The organism is Streptomyces sp. NBC_00996, from assembly GCF_045162675.1.
Classification (GTDB): Bacteria; Actinomycetota; Actinomycetes; order Streptomycetales; family Streptomycetaceae; genus Streptomyces.
The window spans coordinates 7,695,540-7,710,556 of record NZ_CP108723.1; the positions used below are offsets into that span (position 1 = coordinate 7,695,540).

The window sequence follows — 15,017 nt, forward strand, 5'->3', positions numbered from 1 at the left end:
CGGCCCGTTTCCATGTCCGCGCGGGCAGACTTGCCCCATGACCCGGGCGAGGAGCGAGACGGTTGAGGCCGATGACGGGGGCCGCCTGTGGGCGACGAGGTCGGGTCCGGGGGCACCACTGGTGCTGTGCCACGGCGGGCCGGGCCTGTGGGACATGTTCGCGGACGTGGCCGAGCTGCTGGCGGACGTGACCCCGGTCGTCCGCTGGGACCAGCGCGGGTGCGGACGGTCCGAGCGGTGTGCCGGCCCCTGGACGAGCGAGCGTTTCGTCGCGGATCTGGACGCCGTACGACGGCACTTCGGGCTGGAGCGGATGGCGCTGCTCGGCCACTCCTGGGGCGCCCAGCTGGCGCTGAGCTACGCGCTCGCCCACCCGCGGCGGGTGAGCGCGCTGGTGTACGTCTCCGGTACGGGCATCGGCCCGGACGCCGACTGGTACCCCGCCTTCGTGGCCCGCTTCCTCGCCCGGCTCCGGGACGATCCTGAACGTCGGGCCCGCTGGCAGGAGTTGACGGACCTTCCGCACCGGACCGAGGACGAGGACCGGGAGCGGGCGGTGCTCCAGTGGTCGGCCGAGTTCGAGGACCGGGAGCGGGCGTCGGCCCACGCCCGGCGGATGGCCGACCCGTGGTTCGGGATCAACGACGCGTGCAACAAGGCCCTCAACGAGGAAGGGAAGCGGATCTGGGGCACGCCGGAGCTGTCCGCCGCCTGCGCGTTGCTCGACGTGCCCGTGCTGATCGTCGACGGCGCCCGGGACATCCGGCCGCGCTCGGCGGTCGACTCGCTGGAGCGGTCGCTGCCGCGGGTACGGCGGGTCATCCTTCCGGAGGCCGGGCACATGCCGTGGGTGGAGGACCCGAAGGGCTTCCGGGAGGCGGTGACGGCGGCGGTGCGGTGATCAGCCGTCCCTCGCCGGGCCCGGCGTGGCGTTACCCGGGGAGCTCCGTCCGCTCCCACCACTCGTACACCGGCAGCCTGCCTTCCGGCGTGTCCGCCTGCCGCGGGGTCGCCCTGAAGTGCTCGTATCCGTTGCGCAACGCGATCTTCACATCCGTTCCGGGGGGCGGGATCGGGACGATCCGTTCGGGCAGGTCGTCCGGGCCGCCCTCGAGCAGTGCTTTGGTCGTGTCGCTCATGACGTCACCGTTCCCCTTGCCGGAGCCCGATGCCGCATGCCGCGCGGAGGATCAGCCGTGTGGGCGATCCGATGCTCAGCCGTGGGCCGTCGTCAGGTGTCGGTCGAGGAAGTCCCCCATGAGCCGTGCGATCTGGTCGGAGTGCGTCTCCAGAGCGAAGTGCCCCGTGGGCAGCAGGTGGATCTCGGCCTGCGGCAGGTCGCGCTGGAAGGCCAGGGCGCCCGCCGGCACGAAGATCTCGTCGTGCGCGCCCCAGACGGCCAGCAGGGGGACCTGGCCGGCGCGGAAGTACTCGTGGAAGGCCGGGTAGAGGGCGAAGTTGGAGCCGTAGTCGGAGATCAGGTCGAGCTGGATCTCGGGCTGCCCGGGGCGGGCCATGAGGGCCGCGTCGTGTTCGTAGGCCTCGGGGCTGACGAGCGTGGGGTCGGGGACGCCGTGCAGGTACTGCCACTTGATGCCGTCGGGGCTGCTGATCTCGCGGACCGGCGCCTCGGTCTCGGGCGTGCGCGCGGCGATCAGCGCGAGGACGGGCGCCCAGGCCTCGGCGCCCAGCCCCTCCTCGTACGCGTTGCCGTTCTGGGTGATGATCGCCGTCACCCGTTCGGGGTGCGCGAGCGCGAGGCGCAGACCGATCGGGGCGCCGTAGTCCTGGATGTAGAGCGCGTACTCCTTCAGCCCGAGCCGCTCGGTGAACTCGCCGGTGATCTCGGCCAGCCGGGCGAAGGAGTACGGGAACTCGGTGGCCGCGGGTGCTGCCGAGCGGCCGAATCCCAGGTGGTCGGGGGCGATCAGGCGGTACCGGTCGGCGAGGAGCGGCATCAGGTCCCGGAACATGTGCGAGCTGGTCGGGAAGCCGTGCAGCAGGAGCAGCACCGGGGCGTCCACGGGCCCCACCTCCCGGTAGTGGATCTCGTGGCCGCGGACGGCGGTCGTGCGGTGGTGGATCCGGTGCGCGTTCATGAGCGGCTCCCCTAACCCCTAAAACTCTCTTTGATGGTTTCGGTAGTGCATCATGCCCACTTGTAACCAGTCAAGCAAGTTTCAGGGGTTAGTGGATGATGGATCGGTTCTCGCAGGTCGTACGGCCCTCGTGCGCGCGGCAGGCGATCGCCGCGAAGCCGCCGTCCGTCGTCACCGGTACGGCGAGGGTGTCGCCACCGCGTACGGCATGCGTCTCGTGCACCAGCCCCGACGGGCCGTCCGTCACCGTCTCCACCAGCCAGCGGCCGGCGCCCAGGCGCATAGGTACGTCGACCGTGCGGGCCGGGCCGGTGAACGTGCCGCCGATGAACCAGCGGCCGTCCGCGGCGCGTCGCGCCAGGACCGCCGAGCGGCCCGGGTCGCCGGTGAGGAGTCGGCTCTCCTCCCAGCGGGCGGGAAGCTCCTCCAGATAGCGGCGGGCCTCGGGGCGCGCGTCGTACGACTCGGGGGTCCCGGAGAGGTTCTGGATGCCCGACTCGTAGAGGACCGTCAGACCCAACTCACCCGCGTCCGACGCCACGTTGGGGCGGTACGGGCGATGGAAGGCGCCCGGCGTGAAGTCCATGGAGCCGATGACATTGCGGGTGAAGGGGAGCGAGGCCAGCTGCTCCGGGGTGTTCGTGCGCTTCTCCTCGCCTCCGACGCCCTCCATCGTCATGACCTGCGGCCAGGTGCGCTGAATGCCCTTGGGGATCGTCGAGCCGTGGAAGTTCACCATGAGGTGGTGGCGGGCGGTGGACTCCAGCACCTCGTCGTACCAGCGCATCCGCTCCTGGGACTCCGAGTCCATGAAGTCGATCTTCACGCCCTTGACGCCCCAGCTCTCCAGCGTCCCGAGCCACTTCTCGCGCTCGGCCGGGTCGGTGAGCGGGCTGAAGTGCAGCCAGACGTGGATGCCTACGCCCTTCGCCGCCGCGTAGCGCACCAGCTCCGGCATCCAGCTGTCCGTCTGCCAGTCGGGATCGACCACGTCCCAGGCGTCGGTCCTGAAGTACCAGCCCGCGTCCACGACTTCGTACGGCCAGCCGCGCTCGGCCGCGTAGTCCACGTACTTCTCCTGGGCCGCCAGACTCTGTCCCGCCTCCTTGCCGCCCGCCAGCCAGGTCCACAGGGCCGGGCCCGGTTTGATCCAGGAGGTGTCGCGGACGCGGGACGCCGGGGCGAGGTCGTCCACGAAGGTCGACTCGGTGACGGTCGCGAGATCGCCGGTGACCAGCGCGCGCCAGGGGGTGGTGAGCGTGCCGGACGTCTGGATCGGCTCGTCGTTCCACAGGCTCAGGTGGTACGTCGAGGAGTCCGCCGAGTGCGTCAGATGGGCGCCCGCGTAGCTGCCGTTGACGTCCGACTCGGCGATCAGGGCGTAACCGCCCGGCGTTCCGAAAAGCGCCTGCATCATGTACGCGCCCGCCGGGGCCGTCGCGGCCGAGTCGTAGCGGGAGAAGCGGAGTTCGTTGTCCGCGCGGTAGCCGCCGAGGAGGGCGTTCGAGCCGGCGGGGAGGGTGAAGGCCGAGGTCTCGCGGAGCACGTTGCCGTGGGCCCCCGGCAGGACGTAGCGGTAGGCGACACCGTCCGGGGCGACCCGGGTCACCAGATCGAGCCGGGCACCGGCCGCCGTGCGGAAGCGGAAACGGGCCTCGGTCATATGGACCACGCGCTTGCGGGACTTGCCCGTTGGGCTCGTGTAGTGCTCGGTGACCGTGCGGTCGGAGCGTCCGGCGTAGGTCAGTCCCCGGGAGAAGTCGGCCTGTTCGGTGACCAGTCCGACCGGGGAGGGCTCCAGGACCGTTGCGCCGTCACGTCTCACCGCGAGCGTCGCGTGTCCGTCGGCGGGATCGAGCGCCACGACCGCCGTCGGGGAGCCGTGGGGTCCTCTCACCTCCCAGGCCGGTCCGCCCGACGCGGCGGCCTCGGCGCGACTCGGCAGCGCGGTGGCGGCGGTGGCGAGCAGGGCGGAGCAGAGCGTCAACACGATGGTGCGGGCCCGCAATGGGACCGAGCGGGCCCGCGACCGGGCCGAGCGGGCCCGTAATTGGACCGACATAGGGCACCCTCTTTCTCGCAGTCATCCGATGATTGTGAGGGTGGAGTGGCTCTGTGGGGCTGTCAAGGTGTCTCGCAGGATCAGAGGTAGGAGCAATCTGTGGTGAGCTCGATCTGTTCCTGCACCAGTGGGGCCCCGTGAATACTGGGCCGATGACCACCCGACTGCGCACCGCCCACACGGCGGATCTCACCTCCGCCGAACTCCGCGCGGCCCGCGACCTCCTGGACGACGCCTTCGACGGGGACTTCAGCGACGAGGACTGGGAGCACGGGCTCGGCGGCATCCACGTCCTGGTGCACGACGAGCGCGGCCTTGCCGCCCACGGCTCGGTGATCCAACGGCGCGTCCTGCACCGCGGCCGCTCGCTGCGCGTCGGATACGTGGAGGCGGTCGGGGTGCGTGCCGATGCGCGCCGCACGGGCCTCGGCGGACGGGTGATGGCCGAGCTGGAGCGGATCGTCGAGGGGGCGTACGGGCTCGGGGCGCTCTCCGCGAGCGAGCAGGGAGCCGCCCTGTACACGGCCCGGGGCTGGCAGGTCTGGCCGGGCCGGATCTGCGTGCTCGGCCCGGACGGCGTCGTGCGGCTGCCGGAGGAGGAGGGCACCACGTTCGTGCGCCCCACGTCGGCGGGTCCCCTCGACCCGGCGCACGAGCTGGTCTTCGACTGGCGTGACGGCGACGTGCTCTGAGTGACCGTCATCGACCGGGGGCGGTCGTGGCGGCCACCCTGGCGAGCGCTCCCCGCAGCCACCGGTGCGCCGGATCGGTGTCCACCCGAATGTGCCAGGCCTGGCCCGTCGCGACCGTCGGCAGATCCAGCGGAATCTCCAGTACCGCGAGCGGCAGCACCCGGGACGCCTCGGTCGCCACCTCCGACGGGACCTGCGCCAGCGCGTCCGTGCGGAGGGCGAAGAAGCAGGCCGCGCCGTAGGTCGGAGCGGTGGCGAGAATGTCGCGCCGCAGGCCGAGTTCGGCGAGGCGTTCGTCCACCACGCTGTGCGTGCGGCCGCGCCGGGTCACCGTGATGTGCGGCAGCGCGGCGAACCGGACGGCGGTCAGCGGCCCGCGCGCGAACTCGGCGTCGGCTCGCGCGACGGCTACGTAGTGGTGCTCGTGCAGGGCCGCGCTGCGCACATCGTGCGGCAGTTGGTCCGGCAACTCGCCCACGTCCAGGTCGACATGGGTGCGCAGGTCCACCGGATCCTCGTCGCCCTCGGGCAGCAGCCGCAGCCGTACACCGGGCGCTCCGCGGGCCGCCGGCTACAGCAGCGGGGCGCCCAGCGACATGGCGACCCCGTCGTTGGTGCGGATCCTGAACTCCCTTTGCAGCGAAGCGAGTTCCACCTCACGCGGCGGCCGCGGCGCCGCCACCGCGCCGGTCGGCGCCGCCTGCATCCGCGGCTGCATCTCGTGCGCGCGCGAGGTGAGCGTCAGGCCCCGGCCCGACGGGACGAGGAGCGGGTCGCCGACCACCCGGCGCAGCCGGCCGAGGGTGCGGCTCATCGCGGAGGGGGACACGTTCAGCTCGGCCGCCGCGCCCGCGACGCTGCCCGCGCGGAGCAGGGCGTCGAGGGCCGGGAGGAGGTTCATCAACCGGTTCGGTTTCCGGCCGCTGCTGATCGTCTTCACACTGGGGCTCGCGGCCGCGACCGCGGGCTGTGCGCTGTTCACCGCGGCGACTCCGATCGCGGTGATCGCGCTCGTCGCGATGCTCGGCGGAGTCGCCCGCTCGGTCGGGCTCAGCGGCTACGCGACGATCGCCTTCAGCGAGACCCCGCAGGAGAGGCTGAGCGACGCCAACGCGCTCCTCGCGACCTCCCATCAACCGGCCACGGGCCTGGGCGTCGCCATCGTCACGGCCGCGCTGCGCGGGGGCGCGGCGCTGACCGACGGCCCGCGCTCGGCGTACGCCGTCGCGTTTGCGGCGCTCGGTGTGCTCTGCCTTCTTCCGACGGCGGGCGCCCTCCGTCTGCACCCGACGGCGGGTGACGCCGTTCGGACGGTCGTCCCAGGTCAGAGGCGTGTGCCTCATCCCACCGTCTCAGATAGTAGGAAGTCCGAGTAATTGTGGAGACAGATGCCCGCCCCTCGCCTAGTTTTGTAGGAGCCGAACGTCTCGCTCGACCCAGCGAATGGCGGTCGTGAGCCGGAGCCCCTGGCAGGCAACCCCTGCGGCACCGCTCCCCGCCCCTTCCGGCGTCTCGTAAATTCCTCACCGCACTTCCGGCAGCCCTTCCGGGGCCTCTCGGAGGCAAGGAGTCGATTCATCATGGCCGAGACGACCGTCCGCCGAGTCCGTCACATCTCCCGTACGAGCGAGTCCGACCGCAAGAACGCCGCCGCCGCGCTCCAGCGCGCCCTCGACCGCAGGGACAACGGCGGCGCGACGGGTCACTGACCCCTCGCACCACCTCACATACCGGGAGCCGCACCCGCACGGGGTGCGGCGCGAGGCCTGTGCCCCGCGCCGCACCCCGGAGTGCTGAGTCCGCGCGCCGTGCCTCCGCGGCTCATCCGCCGCGCCGCACCTCGAAGTAGTCGATGCGCTTGCCGCTCTGCGCCAGCGCCGACACCTTGAGACTGGGTGACGTGCCCGCCTCCGCCTCCACCGAGAGGAAGGAGAAGCCGGTGTACCGCACCCGCGACCACTCCACGGTGTCCGGCTTCTGGTGCTGCGACTTCGTCCAGTGGAAGGTCTCGATGGACTCGCGGTGCGCGACCTTCCCCTCGTAGCTGTCCTTCACCCCGGCGGGGAACCGGTACAGGCTCTTGCCCGCCCCGCCCGCCGTGACGTACACGATCCCGTCCCGCGTCGGATCGGTCGACGCCCCGACCGGCACCTGCTTGCCCACCTTGCCGCCCTTGATGGCGTCGGTGCGCTCGTACACGTGGTTGTGCCCGTTGATCACCAGGTCCACCTGGTGCTTGGTGAACAGCGCCAGCCAGGCGTCCCGCACGCCTCCGTCGGAGGCGTGCGTCGACGTCGAGTACGCGCAGTGGTGGAAGAAGACGACGATGAAATCGACCGTCTTGCGCAGTTCTCCGAGCCGCTCGTCGAGCCAGGCCGTCTGCTTGCCGTCCGTGTAGCCCTTGTTCGCGGGGATCTCGTACGACACGTCGTTCGCGTCCAGTGCCACGACCCCGACATTGCCGTACGTGAACGAGTAGACGCCCGGCGCCTTGCGCGCGTCGAAGCCGTTGTCCGGGAGCGTCCAGCGTGCCGACTGGCCCGCGTACCCGTTCGGCGAGTACCAGGCCTCCATGTCGTGGTTGCCGGTCGTCACCATCCACGGCACCGACTTCGCCACCGACTCGGTCTGCTTGAGGAACAGGTCCCAGGCGCTGGGCTCGTAGACGTCGGAGTCCTTGCCGAGGCCGACCGAGTCCGCGTAGCAGATGTCGCCGGCGTGCAGATGGAACGACGGATGCCGGCCGAGGAGCACCTTGTCGTTGGCGAGTGCGTCCGGGGTGACGCCCTGGTCGCCGAAGGCGGTGAACACGAACTTCCCGGGGCTGGCGGGGGCCGTACGGAAGGAGCCGATCGTGGAGTGCCGCTCCCGGGACGCGGGATCGAATCCCTCGTGGCCGACGCCGTAGTAGTACGTCGTTCCGGGGCGCAGGCCGTCGAGCGCCGCGTGCAGGTAGTACTGGTCCAGCGCGAACCGCCGGCCCGCGAGCCCCGGCGTGTGCAGGTCGCGGACCTCGGCCTCGATCTTCCGGCTCAGCCCCCAGGGCGTCAGCCCCACACGCACGAAGGGCTTCTTGACCGCGAACGGCACCTGCCAGGAGATCCGCATCTGGGTCTTGGGGTCCGCGCCGAAGGCGAGGTGGCGGCCGAAGGGCACGACGACGGAGCCGGGTACGCGGCTGGTGGCCGGGCTCGCCGTCGCGGTGGAGGTGCGCGTCGCCGTCCCCGAGGCGCAACCGGCCAGCAGCCCGCCGCCCGCGAACGCGCCCGCCGTCACCAGCGCGCGGCGCCGCGTGAGCTTCGTCCGCAGGTACTCGTGCTGCTCCGCCATGCTCATACCGCGGGCGAGCTGCTCGGGAATGCCGACGTCAGGGGTGTCCATGACTGGAAACTTCCCAGCAAGCCCCAACAACGGCCATACGTAAGGGTGAACACAGACTTACGAGTGTCCTCCGCGACACTCCATCATGTCCGTATGGCGGACACCGCGTGTCATTCCATGGGACAAGGAGTACGGTGCCGTCATGTCTCGCAGCATCAATCTCGCAGTGATTCCCGGTGACGGCATCGGCCAGGAGGTCGTGGCCCAGGGGCTCAAGGTCCTCTCCGCCGTCCTTCCGCAGGATGTGAAGCTGGAGACCAAGGAGTTCGACTTCGGCGCCAAGCGGTACCACGCCACCGGTGAGACCCTCACCGAGGCGGACCTGGACGCCCTGAAGCAGCACGACGCGATCCTGCTCGGCGCGATCGGCGACCCGTCGGTCCCGTCCGGTGTCCTCGAGCGCGGTTTCCTCCTGAAGCTCCGCTTCGCCTTCGACCACCACGTCAACCTGCGTCCCTCGAAGCTGCTGCCGGGTGTCGCCACCCCGCTGGCCGGCCAGCCGGAGATCGACTTCGTCGTGGTCCGCGAGGGCACCGAGGGCCCGTACACCGGCAACGGCGGCACCATCCGCAAGGGCACCGAGCACGAGGTCGCCACCGAGGTCTCCGTGAACACGGCCTTCGGTGTCGAGCGGGTCGTCCGCGACGCCTTCGCCCGCGCCCAGGCCCGCCCGCGCAAGAAGCTCACGCTGGTCCACAAGAACAACGTGCTGACCTTCGCGGGTCACCTGTGGACGAACGTCTTCAACCGGGTGGCCCAGGAGTTCCCCGAGGTCACCACGGACTACATTCACGTGGACGCGGCGACGATCTACCTCGTCACGGACCCCGGGCGCTTCGACGTGATCGTCACCGACAACCTCTTCGGCGACATCATCACCGACCTCGCCGCGGCCGTCTCCGGCGGCATCGGCGTCGCCGCCTCCGGCAACATCAACCCGAGCGGCGAGTTCCCCTCGATGTTCGAGCCCGTGCACGGTTCGGCCCCCGACATCGCGGGCCAGGGCAAGGCCGACCCGAGCGCCACCGTCCTGTCCGTCGCCCTCCTGCTGCGCCACCTCGGCTACGAGGCCGAGGCCGCGCGCATCGAGGACGCCGTCTCGGCCGACCTCGCGGAGCGCGTGGGCAAGCCCGCCCGGAGCACCGACGAAATCGGCGACGCGCTCGCCGTCCGAGTAGCCGGCTGACCCGCCGGTACTGACACCAGCCGCCGGGTCGCATGGGCCCGGCGGCTTCTTGTGTCCGGGCACCGGTCACCGGGTGCCACCATCAACCGTTCCTTGGCAGTGCGGGACGATGAGCCCCTGCACTGGCACGCCCCGAACGGTCTTGGGCGCACTGGTCGTCCGCATACTCACCCCGGGCGGCGACACGGATCCTGTCCGTGGTCCGATCCGGGCGGGCGGATTCCCTGACGACTCAGCCATGGACGCGGCCAAAGGCGGCGGGGAGGCCCTGAACCATCCCTGTGGTGGAGCAGGGGCCCCGCACGCCGGCGCCACGCCCGACGTCTCGAGCCGCATGGCCACGCTACCTGCGGGCTTGCAGTCCACCACAAGCCCACAGGTCGACCATCACGCTAACGAATCAATCGTGAGCGGCGCCGCAAGCTGTACTCATCCGAGCCATTTCGTCCATCGAGCCCCGCAGGCGATAATCGAACGCGGAGCCGCGGAATGAGGGAATGCTCGGACGTCCTAACACTGGCCACTGGCAGTTATGGGCGTGAGCGCGGCCCGTCACACACAACCGGTGAAGGACAACCACTCATGACGCAGCCCACGATCGAGCTCAAGCCCTCCGCCACTCCGCTCTCCGCCGCGGAGCGGGAGGCGATCCTGGCCAACCCCGGGTTCGGCCGCCACTTCACCGACCACATGGTGACGATCAAGTGGACGGAGGGCCGCGGCTGGCACGACGGCCAGCTCGTTCCGTACGGCCCGCTCTCGCTCGACCCGGCGAACATGACCCTGCACTACGCGCAGGAGATCTTCGAGGGCCTGAAGGCCTACCGCCAGCCCGACGGCTCCGTCGCCACCTTCCGTCCGGACAAGAACGCCAAGCGCTTCCAGGCCTCCGCCCGTCGGCTCGGCATGCCTGAGCTGCCGGTGGAGACGTTCATCGAGGCCTGCGACGTGCTGGTCCAGCAGGACCGCGACTGGGTCCCGGCGCACGGCGGCGAGGAATCCCTCTACCTCCGCCCGTTCATGATCGCGACCGAGGTCGGCCTGGGCGTGAAGCCCGCCAACGAGTACCTCTTCCTCGTCATCGCCTCGCCCGCGGGCGCGTACTTCGCGGGCGGTGTGAAGCCGGTCTCCATCTGGCTCTCGGAGGACCGCGTGCGTGCCGTCCCCGGCGGCATGGGCGACGCCAAGACGGGCGGCAACTACGCGGCCTCTCTCCTCGCCCAGGCCGAGGCCGCGGCGAAGGGCTGCGACCAGGTCTGCTACCTCGACGCGGTCGAGCACACGTGGGTCGAGGAACTCGGCGGCATGAACCTGTACTTCGTGTACGGCGACAAGATCATCACCCCGTCCCTCACCGGCTCCATCCTGGAGGGCGTCACCCGCGACTCCCTGCTCACCGTCGCCCGCGACCTCGGGTACGCGTCGGAGGAGGGCCGCGTCTCCATCGACCAGTGGCAGCGCGACGCGGAGAACGGCACCCTGACCGAGGTCTTCGCCTGCGGCACCGCCGCCGTCATCACACCCGTCGGCACGGTCAAGCGCACCAGCGCCGAGTGGCAGCAGTCGGGCGGCGAGCCCGGCGAGGTCACCCTGAGGCTGCGCGAGGCGCTGCTCGACATCCAGCGCGGTGTCACCGAGGACAAGCACGGGTGGATGCATCCGCTGGGCTGAGGTGAGCGGGACGGGGTCCGCGCCGGTGCACACCGGGGCGGACCCCGTCTTTTGTCTGCCTTGCGGGCGGTGTCTGTGGGATGGTGAGTAACGTCCGACGGGGGGTGGGACGTCCATGGAAGTCCTTGATTTCCAGGTCGAGATCACGGCCACAGAACCGCAGGTCTACGAGATAGCGCTGCGCGCTCCCGACGGCGCCGAGACCTCCACTCGTACGCGCATGCCGCTGGCCCCCGAGGAGCTGGGGACCCTCGCCGCCCGTATCCCGGACGCCGTGATCGCCTCGTCGGCGCGCGTCCGCCGCAGCGCGAGCCCCGACGAGCAGCCCGTGCAGCTCCTCGGCCGGAGCCTCTTCGAAACCCTCACCGCAGGAGACGGCCGGGCCCTGCTGGCCGCAGCCCGGCACACCGCCGCACGCGAGGAACGGCATCTGCGTCTGGTTCTGCGCGTGAGACCGCCCGAACTCGCCCGGCCGCCCTGGGAGTTCCTCTTCGACCCCGGCCTGAACGGCTATGTGTGCCAGACCGCCTCACTCATCCGGCATCCCCAAGTACCCATGCCTCAGCGGCCGTTGCGTGTCGAGCCCCCGCTGCGGATCCTGTGCATGATTGCCCGCCCGGACGATCAGGAGGCCCTCGCTGTCGAGCTCGAGAAGGAGCGACTCTGCGGCGCCCTGGAGGAGCTGCAGCGCGACGGGATGATCGAACTCGGCTGGGTCGGCGGCGAGACCTGGCGCGATCTGCGTGCCGCACTCCGCCTGGGCCACGGCCCGTGGCACATCTTCCACTTCATCGGGCACGGCGGCTTCGACCGGGTGGCCCAGGAAGGCACTCTGGCACTCGCCGACGGGTCCGGAGGCACCTACCAGCTGGGCGCGGAGAACCTGGCGATGGTGCTCCAGAGCCATCCCTCGCTGCGCCTGGTCGTCCTCAATGCCTGCGAGACCGGCCGGGCCGGGCCGGCCGACCCCTTCTCCAGCGTGGGCGGCGCCCTGATGCGGGCCGGGGTGCCCGCCGCGCTCGCCATGCAGTACCCCGTCTCCGACCGAGCCGCCATCGAGTTCAGCCGCAGCTTCTACGAGGCGCTCGCGCTGCGGCGCGGCGTGGACGCGGCGGTGATGGACGCGCGCCAGTCGATCCTTCTGGAACTCCCGGGCACCCTCGAATGGGGCACGCCCGTGCTGTACATGCGCTCGCTGGACGGCCTGCTCTTCGACATCGGCCCGGAGCCGGCCGCTCGGCGGACGACCGACGTGGACGAGCTGTACGTCCAGGGTCTCGCCGCGCTGTACACCGAGCGCTGGGACGACGCGGTGGCGGCGTTCCGCGCGGTGGTCGCGCGTGACCGCACGTACCGGAACACCGCCGCCAAACTCGAAGAGGCCCTTAGCTGCCGCCGGTTGCACCATCTCTACATCGCGGCCCTGGGCGCCGCCGACTCAGGGCACTGGGACGCCGCGGTGGAGCACCTCTCCGCGATCCTCGCCGTCGACCCCGGTTACCGCGATGTACTCGGCCGTCTCGAACTCGCCCGTACCCGGCAGGTACGGGCGTCGCTGCGCGCGGAGGCGCTCGCCCTGCATGCCGCCGGGCAGTGGGACGCGGTGCTCGCCATCGGAGAGCGCCTCGCCGAGCTCTCGCCGGAGAATCCGGATCCGGACGGAGTGGTGGCGGCGGCGCGGCGGGAGGTCGCGGTGTGGACGCCCTCCCCGGACGCGACGGAGGTGCCGACGCACGTGGGCCGGGCCGGGACGCCGAGGGCTCGGATCGTCGAACTGGTCACCCCGAAACCGGCCTGGTCGGTCGCCTTCCGCCCCGACGGCCACCGGGTGGCCGTCGGGTGCGACAAGCGGAGCGCGACGATCTTCGACCTGACGGGACATCGGCATGGCACGAATCGTTCCCCCGTCGATGCGGCGGCTCTCAAGGGAGTCGGTCTCGTCGCAGCCCCGGGGGTGGCCGGTGGCGTATGGGCCGCACTGCAGACGGCGGGCTCCGACGAGCGCGTCCTTTGCCTGGCATTCACGCCGGACGGGCAGCGGATCGCCATGAGCGGGAATTCCAAGGTGCGGGTCTGGCCGACTCGGCGGGGTCCGGACGAGCTCCACTGGCTGTTCCTCGTAGCCCTGCCCCTGCAGTCCTTCCTGGGCGGCTTCGGGGGACGGCTCGCCGACGATGCCTACCGCAGGCTGAAGAGCGCCCTGCGCCGGGCGCCCTCGGATCAGGCCCCGGGGGCGCCGCGCCCCGTCGTCCTCCAGGACACCGCCACCGGCGCCCGGATCGTCCTCGGCCCCGAGGTGGACGACGAGGCGTACCGGAAGCTGCGCGCCCTGGACCTCGCGCGGTTCCGGCACGGCACCCTGCGCTACGACGCGACCGAGGCCCGCTGGTGTTCCGTGTCCGGCGATTCCGCGTCCGAAGGCACCGACTCCTGAGCGGTTCGCGCACTCAACGCCAGATAGACGACCCCGCCCACCAGCCCCGACAGCACGAAGCTGCAGTCCACCCCGCCCGTCAGCGACAGCAGCGGACCCTCGTACGAGGGGAGTGACACCGCCAGCAGGCCGGTGCACGCGCCGAGGGCCCATGACACCACGGCCTGGACGTTCCACCCGCCGCGGTACCAGTAGACGCCGCCCCGGGAGCGGCGGTTGAAGACCTGGAGGGCGTCCGGGTCGTAGACACCGCGGCAGCGGGCGAAGCCGATGAGGGTGATGACGGCCCAGGGGGTGCCGATCGCGGTCAGCAGGAGCACGAAGGATGTCATCGCGGACTGCGCGTCCCAGGCGTAATGGCCGACGAAGACGCAGACCGTGGCGACGGCGGCCACGGTGTAGGTGGCACGGGCGCGCGAGGCGCGGGGCAGGATCGCGTCGAGGTCGAGGCCCATGGAGTAGAGCATCAGACCCGCATTGCCGACCGAGCCCGCGGAGGCGGCGAGCAGGAGCGGGATCAGGTACCAGGCGGGGGAGGCGGAGACCAGCGGCCCCGCGTAGTCGAGGGCCGCGTGGGCCGCGTACGCCGTGAAGGTGCCGAAGAGCTGAGGGACGAGGAGACCGGCGATCAGCCCCAGCCAGGTGGCGTGCAGGACGGTGCGGGAGGAGTGGCGGGCCGGGGAGATGTAACGCGTGTAGTCGCCGAGCAGCGTGATGAAGGCGATCGGACCGGACAGGCCCGCCGCCACCGCTGCCAGCAGCCAGGTCGGCCAGAAGGAGCCGAGCAGATAGCCGCCGGTCTCCGGGAGCGCGGAGGTGGTGAAGTGCGGGGCGTACGCGATCACGCCCACGACCAGCAGGGCCGTCATCCCGATCGCCAGAACGCGGGACATCGTGAGCAGCACCCGGTATCCGTACACGGCGCCCGCCACGGTCGCCGCGGCGAGCAGTCCGTAGACCACCGCGTACGAGACTCCCGACACCGGCAGTCCGAACAGGCGGTTCAGGACGCCCACCATCACATCGCCGCCGATCCACACGGTCAGCGCGGTGTAGCCGAGTGCGAGGAGCAGGCCGACGACCGAGCCGACCAGGCGGCCGCGTACGCCGAACTGGGCGCCGGAGGAGGTGGAGAGGTTCGTCGCGGTGCGGAGCGACACCAGGGCCAGCGGTGCCGTGAGCGCCGTGCCGATCACCGTGCCCGCCACGATCGCGCTCACCGACGCCCACCAGCCGAGTCCGAAGGACGGCGGCAGCCAGCCGAAGATGATCACGCCGAGACACAGATTGGACCCGAGCAGGATCGACATCAGGTCACGCGGACCGCTGGTGCGCTCCTCGTCCGGAATGGTGTCGACTCCGCGCTGTTCTATCGGCATGGCTGGTCTCCTTCGATCGGCCGCCTAGAAGTTTGAGCGACGTTCAATGTGACGTCTTCAAAGGTGGTCCGTCAATGTTTCCTTTTCATGAATCTGCCGTTTAGAGTGATGCT

13 protein-coding genes and 1 pseudogene are annotated in these 15,017 nt (G+C 70.9%); 7 read left to right on the forward strand and 7 right to left on the reverse strand.

Annotated features, from left to right (window positions below):
- Positions 1-37 precede the first annotated feature (37 nt).
- Entirely contained in the window at positions 38-901 is an 864-nt protein-coding gene (locus tag OG390_RS36070) for an alpha/beta fold hydrolase (protein ID WP_406173731.1), read from the forward strand.
- 31 nt (positions 902-932) lie between these two features.
- Here the strand turns inward: OG390_RS36070 and OG390_RS36075 are convergent, their stop codons facing one another.
- The 3 genes from OG390_RS36075 to OG390_RS36085 form a co-directional block, all read right to left on the reverse strand.
- Positions 933-1,139 (reverse strand): DUF5988 family protein, encoded by a 207-nt coding sequence (locus OG390_RS36075; protein ID WP_406173733.1) that lies wholly within the window; start codon positions 1,137-1,139, stop codon positions 933-935.
- 75 nt (positions 1,140-1,214) lie between these two features.
- Positions 1,215-2,099, reverse strand: a complete 885-nt coding sequence (locus OG390_RS36080; protein ID WP_406173735.1) for an alpha/beta fold hydrolase — start codon at positions 2,097-2,099, stop codon at positions 1,215-1,217.
- An 88-nt stretch (positions 2,100-2,187) separates the two neighbouring features.
- Positions 2,188-4,161 carry a glycoside hydrolase family 97 catalytic domain-containing protein gene (locus OG390_RS36085; protein WP_406173737.1) on the reverse strand — a complete coding sequence of 658 codons (1,974 nt, stop codon included), beginning with the start codon at positions 4,159-4,161 and terminating at the stop codon, positions 2,188-2,190.
- A gap of 152 nt (positions 4,162-4,313) precedes the next feature.
- Here OG390_RS36085 and OG390_RS36090 point away from each other — a divergent pair, with 152 nt between their 5' ends.
- Positions 4,314-4,853, forward strand: coding sequence for a GNAT family N-acetyltransferase (locus OG390_RS36090; RefSeq protein WP_406173738.1), 540 nt, complete (start codon positions 4,314-4,316; stop codon positions 4,851-4,853).
- 7 nt (positions 4,854-4,860) lie between these two features.
- On the opposite strand, the pseudogene OG390_RS36095 reads toward OG390_RS36090, so the two are convergent.
- Positions 4,861-5,397 (reverse strand): annotated as a pseudogene (locus OG390_RS36095) (LysR substrate-binding domain-containing protein); the annotation flags it as partial.
- Between the two features lie 27 nt (positions 5,398-5,424).
- Positions 5,425-5,835 (reverse strand): LysR family transcriptional regulator, encoded by a 411-nt coding sequence (locus OG390_RS36100; protein ID WP_406173740.1) that lies wholly within the window; start codon positions 5,833-5,835, stop codon positions 5,425-5,427.
- Positions 5,836-5,854: 19 nt separating this feature from the next.
- Between OG390_RS36100 and OG390_RS36105 the strand changes: the two genes are divergently transcribed.
- Together OG390_RS36105 and OG390_RS36110 are read left to right on the forward strand one after the other, a co-directional pair.
- Positions 5,855-6,229 (forward strand): hypothetical protein, encoded by a 375-nt coding sequence (locus OG390_RS36105; protein ID WP_406173741.1) that lies wholly within the window; start codon positions 5,855-5,857, stop codon positions 6,227-6,229.
- 204 nt (positions 6,230-6,433) lie between these two features.
- Entirely contained in the window at positions 6,434-6,562 is a 129-nt protein-coding gene (locus tag OG390_RS36110; RefSeq protein WP_362510650.1) for a hypothetical protein, read from the forward strand.
- Between the two features lie 112 nt (positions 6,563-6,674).
- Here OG390_RS36110 and OG390_RS36115 read toward each other — a convergent pair whose 3' ends face one another.
- Complete coding sequence (locus OG390_RS36115) at positions 6,675-8,234, reverse strand: purple acid phosphatase family protein (RefSeq protein WP_406173743.1); 1,560 nt, start codon at positions 8,232-8,234, stop codon at positions 6,675-6,677.
- A 142-nt stretch (positions 8,235-8,376) separates the two neighbouring features.
- On the opposite strand from OG390_RS36115, the gene OG390_RS36120 reads away from it, so the two are divergent.
- The 3 genes from OG390_RS36120 (at position 8,377) to OG390_RS36130 (ending at position 13,525) form a co-directional block, all read left to right on the forward strand.
- Entirely contained in the window at positions 8,377-9,420 is a 1,044-nt protein-coding gene (locus tag OG390_RS36120) for a 3-isopropylmalate dehydrogenase (protein ID WP_406173745.1), read from the forward strand.
- Positions 9,421-10,002: 582 nt separating this feature from the next.
- Positions 10,003-11,091 carry a branched-chain amino acid aminotransferase gene (locus OG390_RS36125; protein WP_406173747.1) on the forward strand — a complete coding sequence of 363 codons (1,089 nt, stop codon included), beginning with the start codon at positions 10,003-10,005 and terminating at the stop codon, positions 11,089-11,091.
- 115 nt (positions 11,092-11,206) lie between these two features.
- The gene (locus OG390_RS36130; protein WP_406173749.1) at positions 11,207-13,525 is read left to right on the forward strand and encodes a CHAT domain-containing protein; all 2,319 of its coding nucleotides are present in this window, start codon (positions 11,207-11,209) and stop codon (positions 13,523-13,525) included.
- On the opposite strand, the gene OG390_RS36135 is transcribed toward OG390_RS36130, so the two are convergent.
- The gene (locus tag OG390_RS36135) at positions 13,456-14,904 is read right to left on the reverse strand and encodes a cytosine permease (protein ID WP_406173751.1); all 1,449 of its coding nucleotides are present in this window, start codon (positions 14,902-14,904) and stop codon (positions 13,456-13,458) included. The two genes, OG390_RS36130 and OG390_RS36135, sit on opposite strands and share 70 nt — an antisense overlap.
- Positions 14,905-15,017: the final 113 nt, after the last annotated feature.